The 14,817-nt window shown below is 69.9% G+C and carries 9 protein-coding genes; 5 read left to right on the plus strand and 4 right to left on the minus strand.

All coding sequences use genetic code 11. The features are described 5' to 3' along the window. Positions 1-36 precede the first annotated feature (36 nt). The 3 genes from JYJ93_RS40640 to JYJ93_RS21020 form a co-directional block, all read right to left on the minus strand. Entirely contained in the window at positions 37-2,136 is a 2,100-nt protein-coding gene (locus JYJ93_RS40640) for a putative metal-binding motif-containing protein (protein WP_269012441.1), read from the minus strand. Positions 2,137-2,264: 128 nt separating this feature from the next. Next, positions 2,265-4,451 carry a putative metal-binding motif-containing protein gene (locus tag JYJ93_RS21015; RefSeq protein WP_206793951.1) on the minus strand — a complete coding sequence of 729 codons (2,187 nt, stop codon included), beginning with the start codon at positions 4,449-4,451 and terminating at the stop codon, positions 2,265-2,267. A 78-nt stretch (positions 4,452-4,529) separates the two neighbouring features. Next, the gene (locus tag JYJ93_RS21020; protein WP_206800400.1) at positions 4,530-6,935 is read right to left on the minus strand and encodes a Smr/MutS family protein; all 2,406 of its coding nucleotides are present in this window, start codon (positions 6,933-6,935) and stop codon (positions 4,530-4,532) included. Positions 6,936-7,010: 75 nt separating this feature from the next. On the opposite strand from JYJ93_RS21020, the gene JYJ93_RS21025 reads away from it, so the two are divergent. The 5 genes from JYJ93_RS21025 (at position 7,011) to nadD (ending at position 11,689) form a co-directional block, all read left to right on the plus strand. Then, on the plus strand, positions 7,011-7,745 hold the full coding sequence (locus JYJ93_RS21025; RefSeq protein ID WP_206793953.1) for a tetratricopeptide repeat protein: 735 nt from the start codon (positions 7,011-7,013) through the stop codon (positions 7,743-7,745). A gap of 67 nt (positions 7,746-7,812) precedes the next feature. Then, complete coding sequence (locus JYJ93_RS21030; protein ID WP_206793955.1) at positions 7,813-9,201, plus strand: adenylate/guanylate cyclase domain-containing protein; 1,389 nt, start codon at positions 7,813-7,815, stop codon at positions 9,199-9,201. 44 nt (positions 9,202-9,245) lie between these two features. Beyond that, the gene (locus JYJ93_RS21035; RefSeq protein ID WP_206793957.1) at positions 9,246-10,436 is read left to right on the plus strand and encodes a DUF1343 domain-containing protein; all 1,191 of its coding nucleotides are present in this window, start codon (positions 9,246-9,248) and stop codon (positions 10,434-10,436) included. Between the two features lie 7 nt (positions 10,437-10,443). Further along, the gene (locus JYJ93_RS21040) at positions 10,444-11,118 is read left to right on the plus strand and encodes a hypothetical protein (protein WP_206793959.1); all 675 of its coding nucleotides are present in this window, start codon (positions 10,444-10,446) and stop codon (positions 11,116-11,118) included. Positions 11,119-11,128: 10 nt separating this feature from the next. After that, positions 11,129-11,689 carry a nicotinate (nicotinamide) nucleotide adenylyltransferase gene (gene nadD, locus JYJ93_RS21045; protein WP_206793961.1) on the plus strand — a complete coding sequence of 187 codons (561 nt, stop codon included), beginning with the start codon at positions 11,129-11,131 and terminating at the stop codon, positions 11,687-11,689. Here nadD and JYJ93_RS21050 read toward each other — a convergent pair. Continuing rightward, positions 11,686-14,802: a hypothetical protein gene (locus JYJ93_RS21050; protein WP_206793964.1), complete on the minus strand. Its 3,117-nt coding sequence runs from the start codon at positions 14,800-14,802 to the stop codon at positions 11,686-11,688. The two genes, nadD and JYJ93_RS21050, sit on opposite strands and share 4 nt — an antisense overlap. Positions 14,803-14,817: the final 15 nt, after the last annotated feature.

Below are 14,817 nucleotides of genomic sequence, written 5' to 3' on the forward strand. Positions count from 1 at the left end.
GGTGAGGATTTCCGTGTCGGTTGCTTCCCAGGCGGATCAGGGGACCAGGCAGCCCCCTGAAGGCGGGGGACTGAGGACGTGTCCGACCGCGAGGGAGCAGGACTGGACGCTGCGCAGGTGGATGTAGCCTGCGGCGCCACCGCCGCCTCCGCCACTGCCTTCGGTGCCGAAGCCATCCCTGGTGCCGTCAGTGCCGTTGACGGGCCCCGACGTGCCCGTCCCGCCAGCGCCTCCATCGCCACCTGTCACGTTCCCGCCAGCGCCGCCATTGGCAGGGTTCGCGGAGTCTTCGCTGCCATTGGCCCCATCGTTGCCGTCATTGGCGGTGCTGCCCCCCTCGCCACCACCGCCGCCGTTGGCCGTGACGCGGGCACTGACTTTGAGCGTCAGTTGGAAGGCTTCGAGCACTACCCGGCCGCCACTGCCGCCGCCACCACCACCACCACCGCTGCCCCTCTGGCCACCGAAACCACCTGCACCGACGGCCTTCGAGATTGTCAGGTTGCGCGCGACCGACAGCTGGATGGCGCCTCCTCCAGCTCCACCCATGCCGGCGGTGGCGCCGCCATTGCCGCCACCGGTGCCGCCCGGGCAGCCTCCCAGAAGGGGCTCGGGGCTGCTGGGCCGAGACGTACCCGCGCTGCCATGGCTGGTGCTGTTGTTGTAGCCCTTGCCTCCGGCCACGCCAGGCGTGCCATTGCCCGCGCCGCCACCGCCACCGCCATTCTTGCCGGCATAGGTGCCATTGCCTCCCTGGGAAGCGCCGCAGGCCGCAGTGGGATTCGTGATGCTGCCCGAGGCCAAGATAGACTGGCTGAGGTTCACATCGCCGTAGACCGCAAGGATGACGGGGGAGGGGCCACTGATTCGAAGGGTCCCGTTCAGCTCGAGGGTCTTCACCGGGATGAGCAGCACGGGCGGATTCCCGTTCTGCTGCGGCATGCTCACGATCCTGAGTGATGCCGCGGTGGAGATGGCGTTCGCGGGGTACCAGCTCTGGTCGGCGGTGTTGAAGGTGACGTTCGAGTTGGTCTTGATCTCACCGATGTCCGCTGCCGCGACGGCGTTCGGATCGAAGTTGTAGGGCCGGTAGGGGAATGCGCTGCACTCGGCTGTCGCCAGGCACACACCTGGCATTCCACCTGAAGTGGTGCAGGCCCCGTTGAGGTTCACTTCGTACTCACACTCGGTCGTGGTCGAGCAGACCTGCTTGACGCGGTAGCACGGAGGCGGAGTGCAGGCGCTGGGTACGCCCACGCACTCCCCGTTTCCATCACAATGGTCCGCCGTGGTGCACGCCACGTTGTCCTGGCAGGAGGTCGTGTTCGGAAGCGGGGTGAAGACACATTGGCCGTTGGTCGGGTTGCACGTCCCTGAACTGGCCAGGCACTGAGCCGTCGAGTTGGTGCACGTGAGCCACGCGCCCGCGCACTTCCCATCGGACATGCAGACGTCCTGGGTCGTGCAGAGGTTCCCGTCATCGCAGAACCTACCGAGGGTTGACTCCGTGGGCTCACAGAGACCGGAATTGGGATTGCACGCTTGTCGCGCGTCGCAGATGCCCGTGGGCTGGGGGCACGTTGTCGTCTGGGACGGCACGCACTTCGCCTCCAAGCCAGAGCCCTCGCAGTGTTCTCCCGTGGTGCAGGCATCGCCGTCGTCGCACGCCTGGCCCCTGCAGTTTGCTTCCTGGCAGCCCACCAACTGGTTGCAGTCGAGGTCCACCGTGGAGCCGCAGGACTCCGTGGCGTTCGGGTGCACGGCCGGATTCGAGTCGTCGCAGTCGGGCCGCTCCGACCCGGGCGCTTCGGCGAAGTAACCGTCGCCATCCATGTCCGTCGCCCGCAGTGTCACGCTCCAGTCGTCGGAGGTCCCCGGGGGGACGTCCATCGAGGGCTGCTGGCGGACCTCCACGACCGTTCCCGTGCACTGCGTGCCGCTGACGGCGCTGAACGCAGTCACCGTGAGGTCCATCACCCGCTTCCAGTCCGGCTTGCGGACCATGGCGAGCCGGAACTCCTTGTCCTGGAACTCACTGGAGGGGACGTCTGTCTTCACTTCGTGGACGCCGTCCCCCACCTGCACGCGGACGCAGCGGGGCTCCAGGGAGACGTACTTCACTGTCACGCGAAGCACGCCCTCGGCGGGATCCTTCGTACGGCAAGCCGCGAGCAGCACCATGCAGGTCAATAGACAAATCAGACGCATGGTGCCGCACTGTACCCGTCAACCCTCCATGGCTGGAATTCCAGGAGGGCGGCGGGTCAGGGCGCCGTGCAACCGCCCGTGGCGGGAGGGCTGATGAGATGCCCACTCGCGAGGGAGCACGTCTGGACGCTGCGCAGGTGGATATAGCCCGCGGCGCCACCGCCACCACCGCCGCTGCCCTCGGTGCCGAAGCCATCCCTGGTGCCGTCCGAGCCTTTGACGGGACCTGCCGTGCCCGTCCCGCCAGCGCCGCCGTTTCCTCCAGTGTCGTTCCCGCTGTCGCCGCCCTCAGCCGGACTCGCCGAGTCCTCGCTGCCATTGGCTCCATCCTTGCCGTCATTGTTGGCGCTGGTGCCCCCCCTGCCACCACCGCCGCCATTGGCAGTGACGCGGGCGCTCGAATTGAGCGTCAACTGGAAGGCTTCGAGCACCACCCGACCGCCGCTACCGCCGCCGCCCGCGCCCCCTCCGAAACCTCTCTGGCCACCGAAACCGCCTGCGCCGACGGCCTTGGAAATCGTCAGGTTGCGCGCGACTGATAGCTGGATGGCGCCGCCACCGGCTCCACCCGTGCCGGCGGTGGCGCCACTATTGCCGCCACCGTTACCGCCCGGGCAGCCTCCCAGAAGGGGCTCGGGGCTGGTGGGCCGGGCGGTTCCCGCAGCGCCAAACTTCTGGCTGTTGTTGTAGCCCGCTCCTCCGTCAACGCCAGCCGTGCCATTGCCCGCGCCGCCACCGCCACCGCCATTCTTGCCGGCGTAACTGCCGTTGCCGCCCTGGGCGGTGCCGCAGGCCGCGGTGGGATTCGTGATGCTGCCCGAGGCCAGGATGGACTGGCTGAGGTTCACATCGCCGTAGACCGCCAGGATGACGGGGGAGGGGCCACTGATTCGCAGGGTCCCGTTCAGCTCGAGGGTCCTCACAGGGATGAGCAGCACGGGCGGATTCCCGGGCCCCTGCGGCATGCTCACGATCTTCAGCGACGCCGCGGTGGAGATAGCACCCGTGGGGTTCCAGCTCTTGTCGGCGGTGTTGAAGGTGATGTCCCCGCTGGTCTTGATCTCACCGATGTCCGCGGCCACGACGGAGGTCGGATCGAAGTTGTAGGGCCGGTAGGGGAACGGGGTGCACGTGAGGTCCGCCTGGCACACACCGGGGACTCCACCCGAGGTCGTGCAGAGTCCGTTGACGTCAGGCTCGAACTCGCAGTCGCTCGTGGCCGAGCAGACCTGCTTGACCTTCTGGCACACCGGCGGCGTGCAGACCTTGGGTGTTCCCACGCACGCCCCATTCCCATCACAGCGGTCCGACTCGGTGCACCTGTCGTTGTCCTGGCAGGGCGTCGTGTTGGGGCTCGGCGTGAAGTCACAGGCACCGGTGTCCGTGTTGCAGGTGCCCTGGGCCGCGAAGCACTGCTCCGTGGTGGTGCACGACTTCGGGGTGCCCGTGCACATCCCGCTGGCATCGCACTTGTCTTCGCTCGTGCACTTGTTGCCGTCGTCGCAGCTCTGTCCCGCGGGGGAGCTGACGGTCTCGCACACGCCGGTGTCTGGCTTGCACTCCTGACGTGGCTGGCACGCGCCGCCAGGCTGGGGGCAGGTTTTCGTGCTCTCGGGCTCACACCGCGCCTCGAGGCCCTGGCCCACACAGCGGTCGTTCAGCGTGCACGCATTGCCGTCGTCGCATGCCGTGCCCCAGCAGTTCGCCTCCTGGCAGCCCACCAGGTTGTTGCAGTTGAGGTCCACCGTGCCGCCGCAGGTCTCGGTGGCGCCAGGGTGGATGTCCGGGTTCAGGTCGTCGCAGTCGGGATCCTTCGACCAGGTGGCACCCTTGAGGTACCCGTCCTTGTCGCTGTCCTCGGCGGAGAGCCGGAGGTCCCACCGGGCGAACGCCTTCGCGGGGACGGCCACGGGCTGCTCGCTAAGGCGCGTCTCCACGACCTCGCCCGTGCACCGGTCGCCCGCGGCCTCCGTGTACGACGACACCGTGAGGCTCAGCGCCGTCTCCCAGTCCGCCTTGCGGCGCACCGCGACCAGGACCTCCTGCTTGTCCGGGTTCTTGAACTGGGCGGCCGGAATGTCCGTGGAGTCCTGGTGCCCCTTCGTGTCCTTCGCCTCCACGCGCAGACACGCGGGCTTGAAGGTGCCGTAGGTCACGGACACTCGGATGGCGCCTTCGTCGGGGGCCTTCTCCCCACAGGCGGCCAGGAACACCACACATCCCAACAGGCAGAGCCGATACATGGCGCCGCACTGTAGCGAACACTTCAGGGGGCAGGGGAGCGGGGCCATCCAGACCCCGGCCCCCTGTCACAGGATGTTTCAGCCGCGCAGGGACACCACGGTGACGCCGTCTCCGCCCTCGTGGCTCTCGCCGGGACGGAACATGCGGATGTAGGGGGACGCGGCCAGGTGGTCGCGGATGGCCTGCTTGAGCGCTCCGGTGCCGTGGCCGTGGATGATGAGCGCGGCCTCCTCACCCTTGCGCAGGCCCTGGTCCAGGAACGTCTCCAGCTCCGCCAGCGCGTCGTCCGCGCGCATGCCGCGCACGTCGCAGCGGAAGTTCGTGGCGTCCACCTGCGACGGCGCCGCGGAGGCCGCGCGCTTCAGGGCTGCTTCGCCCTTCTTCTGGTCCGGGAACTTCGCCTGCTGCGGCTTCTTGCTCCGGGAGCCGGACAGCTCCGTCGTGGGCACCCGCATCTTCAGCGCGCCGCCCGCGGACACCACCGCCTGACCTTCCGTCAGCTCCAGGATCTCCACGTCCCGGCCCAGGCCGGAGTGGTGCACCCACGCGCCCACCTTGAGGTTCGCGGGCCCCGGGGCCTCCACCTGGAACAGCTCCGCCTTGGCCGCCGCCGCGCGCTTCAGCGCCTCGTCCGCGCGCTGCTGCAACTGCATCCGCGCCTCGGAGAGCGCCTTCTCGTTCTGCTCCGAGCGCAGCTTCGCCAACAGGTCGCGGACCTCCTGGGCGGCGTGCTCGCTGGCCGCGTGCACGTCCTCGTTGAACTGCATCATCCGGCCCTTGCGCTCGCGCTCGAAGGCGACCTTCTGCTTCTCCAGGTCCGCGCGGAGCGCCTCCGCCTCCTTCGCCGCGATGCGCGCGTTCTCCAGCTCCTCGGAGAGCTTGCGCCGCTCGTCCTCCGCCGCCGCCAGCGCCTTGCTGAGCGGGCCGCCCGCGTTGAGCGACAGCTCTCGTGCGCGCTCGCACACCGAAGCAGGCAGGCCCACCCGCGCCGCCACGTCGATGGCGGACGACTGGCCGGACGCGCCCATCTGCAGCCGGAACGTAGGCGCCATCCGCTTGGCGTCGAAGCCCACGCGCGCGTTGAGGAAGCGCGGATCCATGTGCGCCAGCGCCTTGAGCTCCTCCAGGTGCGTCGTCACCAGGACGTACGCGCCCTTGCCCAGCAGCTCCTCCAGCACCGCGATGGCGATGGCCGCGCCCTCGCGCGGATCCGTGTCCGAGGCGATCTCGTCGATGAGCACCAGCGAGTCCGTCGCCACCGCCGCCAGGATGTCCCGCAGCAGGGTGACGTGGCCGCTGAACGACGACAGGCCCTGCGACAGGTCCTGCGTGTCACCCACGGTGGAGTGCACGGAGCGGTACAGCGGCATCCGCGACCCTTCGCCCACCGGGATGGGCAGGCCCGCGCGCACCATCAGCGCGCACAACCCCACGCCCGTCAGCGTCACCGTCTTGCCGCCCGCGTTGGGGCCGGACACCACCAGCGCCCGGGCGCTCTCGGTGAGCGTCACGTCGTTGGACACCACCTCCGTGCCCTTGAGCACCAGGCGCGGGTGGCGCAGCGAGCGCAGCTGCAGCTCCTTCACGCCCTCGAAGGTCGGCGTCGTGGCGTCCAGGTCCGACGACAGGGTGGCGATGGCCTCCACCTCGTCCAGCTCCGCCACCGCCTCCAGGCCCTCCAGCATGCGCGAGGACTCGCGGCCCACGAGCCGGCTCAGCTCCTGGAGGACCTTCAGCTCCTCCTCCGCGACCTCCGACTGCGCGATGGCCAGGTCGTTGCCCAGGCCCACCATCGCCTGGGGCTCCATGAAGAGCGTCTGCCCCGTCTGGCTGGCGTTGTGGACGATGCCGTCCACCTCCGCGCGGTAGTTCGACACCACCGGCACCACGTACCGCCCGTTGCGCAGCGTGTAGTAGTTCTCGCGCAGCTTGGCGGTGAACGTCAGGTCGTGGAGCATCTCGTCCAGGCGCGATTTGATCCGCCGGTGCAGGCCGCGCGCGCGGTCCCGCGCTTCCTTCAGCTCCGGGCTGGCGCGGTCGGAGATGGTTCCGTCCGGTTCGAAACACTGATCCAACCGGCGCGCCATGGCCTCCAGGAAGGGCAGGCGCTTGGAGATCTCCACCAGGCGGGGGACGCGCTCCTTGCGCTCATCCAGGGCCTCACGGGTGCGGGCGAAGGCGAAGAGGAGCTGGGCCGCGTCGATGAGCTGGCGGGGCTCCAGCACGCCGCCCTTCTCGGCGTGGCCCACCGCGGTGCGCAGGTCTGTCACGCCGCCCAGGGGCAGGGAGAACTGCTGCTGGGAGAGGAAGCGGGCCTCGTCGACGAGCGCGAGCGCCTCCGTCACTTCGGCCTCGGTGTCCAGGAATGGACGGGATAGCACCCGCTCCCTCCCTGGCTCGGTGCGACAGCGCTGCGTCAGCGCGCGGAGCACTTCCGGGAAACCAAGGTCTTCCAACGTCCTTTGGGAAATCTGCACGGTCATGGGTTTCATGCGAGGCCGGGTGTCCGTCAAGGGGAAGTATTGAGGTGGCCCACCGGGACCTGCTATCTGCCAACCATGATGTGGGTTCTCGTGGCGGCGCTGCTTGCGGGCGCGTCCGACGCACCGGCCTCTCCGGTCCTGACGGCGCAAGCCACCCCTGCCCCCAGTCCGCTGGCGGATGCGCTGGCGCTGGAGACCGCGGGCAACGACGCGGGAGCCCTCGTCGCCCTGGAGCGGCTGATTACTAACCAGCCCCGCTGGGAGTTGCCCCGGCTGGAGGCCGCGCGGCTGCTCCTCAAGGGAGGCAGCGCCCCGGAGCTGGAGCGCGCGAGCAGCCACCTGGACGCCGCCCTGCGCGAGGCCCCGGACAACCCCCGCGTGTACTTCCTCCGGGGGCAGCTGCTGGAAGAGCAGGGCGCCACCTTCGACGCCATCCGCGCCTATGAGAAGGCCGTGTCCCTGCGCCCGTCCTATGACGACGCGCGCTTCCGGCTCGCGGGCCTCTGGGCACAGGTGGGGGACTGGCTCAAGGCGGAGCTGCACTACCGCCCCCTGTCCAAGTCCCGGCCCGCGTGGGTGCAGGTGCGCATGCAGCTGGCGGCGGTGCTGGAGAAGCAGGGCCGCACGCTGGACGCGGAGCGGGAGTTCCTGGCCGCGCGCGACGCCCAGCCGGAGAACCCGGGTGTCCTCAGGACCCTGGCGGCGTTCTACGAGCGGACGGACAGGCCCCAGCTCGCAGCGAAGGTGAGGGCGCAGCTGACGGCGCCAGCGAAGCGCAACATGCGGGCCCTCAAACCTTCGAAGCGCTGACATCGGACGGCGGAGCGCGGTCCGTGGCGATTGCTTCGCGCGACGCGCTGCATACACTGCCCCCGCTTTGAAGACCGCCAACCTCGCCATCGTCTTCACCGACATCAAGGGCTTCACCGAACGCACCAGTCGGCAGACGCTGGAGGAGAACCAGCGGCTGCTCCAGGTGCATGAGGCGTTGCTCGCGCCGCTGTTCAAGGCGTTCGGTGGACGCATCATCAAGTCGATCGGCGACGCGTTCCTCGTCACCTTCGAGTCCCCCACCCAGGCGGTGCTGAGCGGCATCGCCATCCAGGACCGGCTCTGGCACCACAACCGGGAGCTGCTGGAGGATGATCAGATCCACGTGCGCGTCGCCGTGAACGTGGGCGAGGTGCGGGTGGAGCCCAACGACATCTTCGGCGAGCCCGTCAACATCGCCGCCCGCGTGGAGGGCATCACCGAGGCGGACGAGGTCTTCTTCACGGAGGCCGTCTACCTCTCCATGAACAAGGCGGAGGTGCCGTCGCAGGAGGTGGGCGCGTTCGAGCTGAAGGGCATCCCCGGGAAGATCCGCGTCTTCCGCGTGCCGCGCGCGCCCTACCGGGTGCTGGCGCCCGCGCCGGACGCGGTGCTGCCCTCGCCGGAAGAGGCGGCCCTGCTGCCGCCCTTCGGCAACCTGGCCCTGGCGCGCGTGGAGGCGAACCAGGACCTGGGCCAGCGCGCGGCGGCGAGCGCGGCGGCGGTGGGGCAGGGCGCGGTGGTGGTGGGGCAGCGCGCGGCGGCGGGCGCGGCGGCGGTGGGCGCGGGCGCGGTGGCGGTGGGCCAGCGCGCGGCGGCGGGCGCGGTGGCGGTGGGCCAGCGGGCCACGGTGCTGGGCAAGCAGGCGCGCACCGCGACGGATGCGCTCTGGGCGCGCATGTACGCGAAGCTGCCGCCCTCCATCACCACGAAGGTGTCGTCCTCGGTGGCGGGATGGAGTGTGTGCGCGGGGCTGCTGACGGTGGTGCTGCTGGGCGGATGGGTGCTCGTCAACGCAGGCGGCCCCGCGATGCGGGCCATCCGCGACGTGGAGGGCGCCTCCAGCACGGAGAAGGCTTCGCGCGTGAACGAGGCGAAGCGGCTCATCAAGCTGGAGGAGGCGGACCAGCGCGCCTACCTCAACGGACGGCTGGAGGAGGCGCAGGGCAACATGGGCGCCGCGGTGGTCCACTACGCGGCGGCGGTGCGCAAGGACAACAACGGCCGCGCGGAGTCCCGGCTCATCTCGCTCTTGAAGCATGAGCAGTGCGGTGTGCGCTCCGGCGCGGCGGTGGCCTTGGGCGGCCTGCGCCTGGAGAGCGCGCGCGGCGCGCTGGAGTCCCTGGCCGACGACGGAGGCCCGAACGAAGGGAGCTCCGGTGGGTTCCTCGGCCTGGGCACCTGTGACTCGAAGCAGGCGGCGGCGGACGCGCTCAAGCGTCTCCCCGCGAACTGACCCTTCCAGCGCCCGCGCGACGCCGCGGGACGAGGCGACTGAACGTGACGAAGGTCAAGACGGGACTGGATGTGTGGGCGGCGCAGGGGTTCTCCGCGCTCAAGGGCAAGCGCGTGGGTGCCATCGTCAATCCCACGAGCGTGGACTCGCGCTTCCGCCACCTGGCGGACCTGCTGGCCGGCACGGACGGCGTGACGCTGGCGGCGCTCTTCGGGCCGGAGCACGGCATCCGCGGTGAGGCCCAGTACATGGTGGCCGTGGACGAGGCGCGCGACCGCAAGACGGGTGTCCCGGTGCACAGCCTCTACGGCTCCACCTTCGAGTCGCTCTCCCCGCGCCAGGAGTGGCTCAAGGGGCTGGACGCGCTGGTGTTCGACATCCAGGACGTGGGCAGCCGCTACTACACCTACGTCTACACCATGGCCCTGGCCATGAAGGCCGCGGCCCAGGCCCGCGTGGCGTTCTACGTGCTGGACCGGCCCAACCCGCTGGATGGGGTGACGCTGGAGGGCAACCTGGTGGGGGAGAAGTTCCGCTCCTTCGTGGGGCTGTACGCGCTGCCCAACCGCCACGGCATGACGGCGGGGGAGCTGGCGCGGCTGTTCAACGCACAGGAGGGCTTCGGCTGCGACCTCACGGTGGTGCCGTGCGAGGGCTGGACGCGCGAGATGTACTGGAGCGACACGGGCCTGCCGTTCCTGCCGCCGTCGCCCAACATGCCCACCGCGGACACGGCGCTGGTGTACCCGGGCATGTGCCAACTGGAGGGCACCAACGTGTCCGAGGGCCGCGGCACCTGCCGGCCCTTCGAGCAGTTCGGCGCGCCGTGGGTGGACACGGATCAGCTGATGGCCCGGCTGGACAGGGAGCGGCTGCCGGGCGTGGCCTTCCGTCCGGTGGGCTTCACCCCCACGTTCGACAAGTACCAGGGCCAGTCGTGCAACGGGGCCTTCATCCACGTCACGGACCGCAGGGTGTACCAGCCGCTGCGCACGGGCATCGCCATCACCCAGGCGCTGCACGACATTGGCCCGGGGCACTTCGCCTGGCGAGCGGACGCGTACGAGTTCGTGGAGGACGTGCCCGCGTTCGACCTGCTGTGCGGCACCGACCAGGTGCGTCGCGGCATCGAGGAGGGGTGGTCCCTGGACCGGATGCTGGAGGGCTTCGAGGCGCAGGCGGAGGCCTTCCGCAAGCGCCGCGAGCCCGCCCTGCTGTACGCTTCCTCGCGGTGACCTCCCCGTGATTGGTGTCTTCTCCGATACGCATGGCGACCTGGACGCCTTCGACGCGGCCTACGAGCTGCTGCGTTCGAAGGGGGCCCGGCGATTCCTCTTCACCGGCGCGCGCTACACGGACCTGGATGAGTGGGTGCTGTGGCGCCGCAAGAAGAGCCGGGGCGGGCGCGAGTACTCGGACGCGGACTTCCTTGCGGACGTGACGCAGTGGCTGGTGGCGCCCCAGGACGGCCTCGGGCGCACGCCCGCGTCTCGCGAGGCCCCCTCGGACCTGACGTCCGAGGACGACCGGCGGCTGGTGATGGAGCGCTTCGTGCGCGTGCCGGAGCGCGACTCGCTGGCATACCGGGACCCGGGCGTGGCCAACAAGGCCATGGACCTGGTGGGGGACACGCTCTGCTGCGTGGTGCACGACAAGAACGACCTGGTGCGCGACGACCTGCTCAACGCGCAGGTGTTCATCCACGGCAAGGAGTCCGAACCGGCGGTGGTGCAGATTGGCCCGCGCTACTTCGTGACGCCGGGCAGGCTGGTGGGGGCCGCGGAGCAGACGTGCGGCCTGCTGGAGAAGGCGGAGCGCAACCTGAGCTTCTCCGCGTTCCGGTTGGATGGGCACCTGGTGCTGCCGCCCCGGGTGCTGCAGGTCGATTCGCGCTCGACGAAGCTCACCGTCAAATAAGAGGCCCGCCGTGAAGGTCGCGCTGCTCGGAGGCTCGTTCAACCCGCCGCACGTGGGCCACCTGATGGCGGCCTCCTACGTCCACGCAACGCAGGGCATGGACGCCGTGTGGCTGATGCCCACGTTCCACCATCCGTTCGGCAAGCAACTGGAGCCCTTCGAAGCGCGCGTGCGCATGTGTGAAGCGCTCTGCCGTGAGACGTCCGGCTGGCTCCAGACGAGCCTGGTGGAGCGCGAGCTGGGCGGCGGCGGGCGCACGGTGGACACGCTGGCGTACCTGGTGGAGCGCTTCCCGGACACACGCTTCTCGTTGATCATCGGCAGCGACATCCTGCGGGACCTGCCGCAGTGGAAAGACTTCGACCGCATCCAGCGGATGGCGCGCGTGCTGGTGCTCTACCGCGCGGGCTACCCCGCGCCGGACACGGTGGGGCCGCCGCTGGCGGAGGTGTCCTCCACGCAGGTGCGAGATCAGCTGGCGCGCGGCCTGGAGCCGTCGGAGCTGGTGCCCTCCGCGGTGCTCCAGGTGGCGCGTGAGGAAGGCCTCTATGGCCTGCGCGGGCCTCGCTAGAAGGTCATCCCGATGAGGTGCAGGTCGCCGAAGCCGTCATCGAAGCGGTGGGCGTACTGGTAGAAGAACGAGAGCGCGTAGGCTTGGCCCATGGTGAGCCGCAGCGTGGCGGAGCCGCCCACCGCCCCGTGGTTGGCCCGGTTGTCCGTGCGCGCGAGCGAGCCGAACGCGTCCAGCTCGACCTGGCTGACGAAGAGGGACGGCAGCACCCACAGCGTGGACGCCCAGCCGTAGTCGATGATGAAGCGGTAGCGGTAGCGCGCGTTGGCGAGCAGCACGTTGCGCGCGCGGAAGGTGTGGTCCTCGTAGCCGCGCAGGTACTCGCTGAAGGCGAGGCCCGGCTGGAGCTGGAGCGGCAGGCCGCCTTCCGTGGTGCTGTCGCGGTTGAGGAAGAAGGCCTGGCCCGCGACGATGCCGCCCACCTCCAGCAGCTCGGTGGGCGCGCCGGGCAGGGCGCGGCCCGCGACGGAGAGCTGGAGGTTGTCCTTGCCGGTGAAGGGCAGGCCGCCCAGATAGCCGTCCACGCCCAGGCGCACGTCGCCCACGGTGGAGTCGAGCGTGAAGGCCTTCGGGAAGACGCCGCCGCTCAAGGACAGGCCCAGGCCGCGCTGCGTGCCGCCGTAGGACGTCCCCTCGCCGGCGAAGTACGACGCGGCGACCTCCGGTCCGATGAGGCGCGTGGTGATGGCCGGACGGCGCTCCGTGGCGTCGAAGCGGCGGTCGAGCGCGAGCACGCCGAAGCTCACGGGCGTCGTCCAGAACGTGCGGGACGCGAACGCGGTGGCCTGCAGGTCCGTGCGTCCGTTCTCCCGCAGGCGTGACGCGGAGACCTGGAGGTAGAAGGGCGACAGCAGCGCGTTGCCGTAAGCGAACGACACGCCGGGCTGCTTCTCCTTCAAGTCGTAGGTGAGCGTGAGCGCGTAGGCGTTGAAGCCCAGCCGGTCCTGGCCCGCGATGGAGATGCCGCCCGCGAAGTACGGGTCGTTTTCGTCCACGTCGTTGGGGACCGTGTAGAAGTAGGGGACGCGGTAGTTCGGGATGAAGAAGCCTTCGAGCGGCGAGTAGGGCTCGTCCGTCAGCACGTCCACCGCGTGGCCGACGACGGCCGGAGGCGTCACGGGCGCGTCCACGTCATGGGCGGGATCCACCGGCAGGGGCGGCGGCGCCACCGGTGCCGAGGCGATTTCGGAAGCGGCCTGCGTGGGGGCATCCGTCGGAGGGGCGGGCTGACCGGGGAAGGTGACGAAGCCGTCCTGTCCGTCCGTGGCCTGGGTCGTGGCCGCCGTGTCGGGAGCCGGTGCGGTCGCGACGCTCTCGGCCGGCGGCTCGGGCGTGGCGCGCAGCTCGGCCAGGGCTTCGGTGAGGGGCGCGCGGTCCACGGTGAAGTTGATGCCGTCGCGGTTGAGGAAGGCCACGGCATCCCCGCTCACGGGCGCAGCGTCGAGCACCAGGAGAGGCGCGTCGGTGACGCGGGCGATGCGCCGCGTGGACACCGTCATCACGTGCGCCTGGAGCCGGCCTTCATGTTCGCGCAGGAAGACGAGGTGACCCGCGTCCAGCCACCGGGGCGAGTAGTTGAACAGCCCATCCCGCGTGAGCCAGCGCAGCGAACCGTCCGGCTCGCGCAGCACCAGGTCCCAGCCCTCCGTGCCGTTCATGGGGAACACGTACCGCCCCCCGTCCGGTGACGTCACGGGCGTGCCCAAGGCCGTGTGCGCCTTGAAGTCCGTCAGCCGCTCGCGCTGGCCGCTCTCCAGGTCCAACCGCACGAGGTTGGCCGCGTCGCCGTTCACCTCCACGAACACGTAGGACCGGCCATCCGCCGTCACGTCGCCGCCCATGCCCACCAGGCCGTCCCACAGCCGCACCACGTCGCCCGTGCGCGCGTCCACCCGCCACAGCTTCCCGGTGTAGCTGCCCACCGAGTCCACGTCCGCGCTGACCAGGTACAGCCACTGGCCGTCCCGGCTGAACGTCATGCCGCTGACCAGCGACGGGCTGGCCACCACCCACCGGCGCCCCGGCAGCAGTTGCACCAGCGCGCGGCTGAAGCGCTCGCGGCCGTCGCGCTCGCGCACGGTGAGGTGGGTGATGTCTTCACGGCCCACGCTCACCAGCGCGGTGCTCCCGTCGGCCGGGTTCGCGACGAGCCGCGAGAAGTAGCCCGCGTCCCGCACCAGCACCTGCTGCGTGGCGGGGCGCTCGCGCACCTGGAGGTCCTTCTGGAGGCTCTGCTCGAACTCGCTGAACAGCGAGCCGATGTCCTTGCCGTACACCCGCTTGAAGCGCAGCGTCACCGCGAGGGGCGGGAACAGTGAGCCGCCCTGTTCGTCCACCAGCTTCCACAGGCGCTTCTCGCCGTACGTCTTCGCCAGGTACTCCACGAAGTTCATGCCGCTCAGGTAGTTGCCGCCGAACGGATCCAGCGCGCGGTTCTCCGGGGACAGGTAGCCCGCGTTGAGCTCGCCCTTCCGGGCGACCACCGCGCCCTCCCACCAGCCGCGCCACACCGGGCTGTAGGGACGTCCCGTGTCCTTGCCCAGCCGGCCCTCGTAGTAGGTGGCCAGGCCTTCCAGGAACCAGGACTCGGTGAAGATGTTGGGCTGGAAGAGGCCGCCCGTGACCTTGTTCAGCACGTTCCACAGGCCGCCCACCTGCTGCATCTGCACGTAGTGGACGGACTCGTGACAGGCCACGTCGCCGATGTCCGTCTCACCCAGACCCAGCAGGTTGAACTGCTCCAGCGTCATGTGCTGCGGCAGCACCATCTGCTGCGGCGTGCTGGCGAACTCCGACTGGACGTACGCGTTGTTGAAGTCCGCGCTCGTCAGGTAGACGAGCACCCGCTTGCGCTCGGCCTTGCTCCACGCGTCGGAGCGCAGCCGCTCCACGCAGCCTTCCATCCGGGCAGCCACCCGCAGCGCCGTCCCGCGCAGGTGCGCCGGGTAGTACAGCTCCATCGACCGCGTGGTCAGCTTGTGCATGTCGTCCCGGGCGAACGACGCCTGGACGTTCTGCGGAAAACGGGGTGCGACGAAAGCACACCCCGATGTCAGCAGCAGGAGACACACGAGGATGGCGGGCTGGCGGGCAGGCCCGCGAGAGGCTGACATGGCGGCGCATCCTAC

This window comes from Corallococcus sp. NCSPR001 (genome assembly GCF_017309135.1).
Lineage (GTDB): Bacteria > Myxococcota > Myxococcia > Myxococcales > Myxococcaceae > Corallococcus.